Below are 510 nucleotides of genomic sequence, written 5' to 3' on the forward strand. Positions count from 1 at the left end.
ATTAAACGTGATTGTTGCGAAAATAACAAGTATAATATCTATACTGGTTCAACACTTAGGCCAAAGAATACTAATTCCAATGATGATTTAGCTGTTTTTTTACCCCATAATAGTAATAAGTTACTTTTACAACTGACACCACTGATCTGTACTAGAAATGACAACGTATTATTAGTTAATATAAATACGCTTGAAATACAACATGCCAAGCTCGTTCAGGCAATGCTTATGAATACTCTTAGTGAAGAAGATATTGTCAGGGTTATATTATCCAAACCAGCAACTGGCTGGGGTAATGTTGAAACTTTCTTTGATTCGATGTTAAACAATTCAGTGGTAGCAATCAATGATAGACAAAAGATAAGAGATATTTCCATGTCAAACTTTGCAACAGATGAGTATTTTATCTCATTATCATTTGGTCTTGATGGTAAGGATAAACATTATCAATTAAATAACTTTCTTCATATTAAAAAGAAACAAGTTACGGTATTGCAGCGGATGTATGGC

The 510-nt window shown here is 32.0% G+C and carries 1 protein-coding gene; it reads left to right on the forward strand.

Annotation, left to right across the window (positions count from 1 at the left end; translation table 11 throughout):
- Window positions 1-510, forward strand: a 510-nt coding sequence (locus tag V1952_RS22450) for a type II secretion system protein GspK (RefSeq protein WP_420075624.1), incomplete at both ends; no start/stop codon positions are given.

This window comes from Yersinia sp. 2542 StPb PI (assembly GCF_048593855.1).
In the GTDB taxonomy this organism is placed as follows: Bacteria; Pseudomonadota; Gammaproteobacteria; order Enterobacterales; family Enterobacteriaceae; genus Yersinia; species Yersinia enterocolitica_E.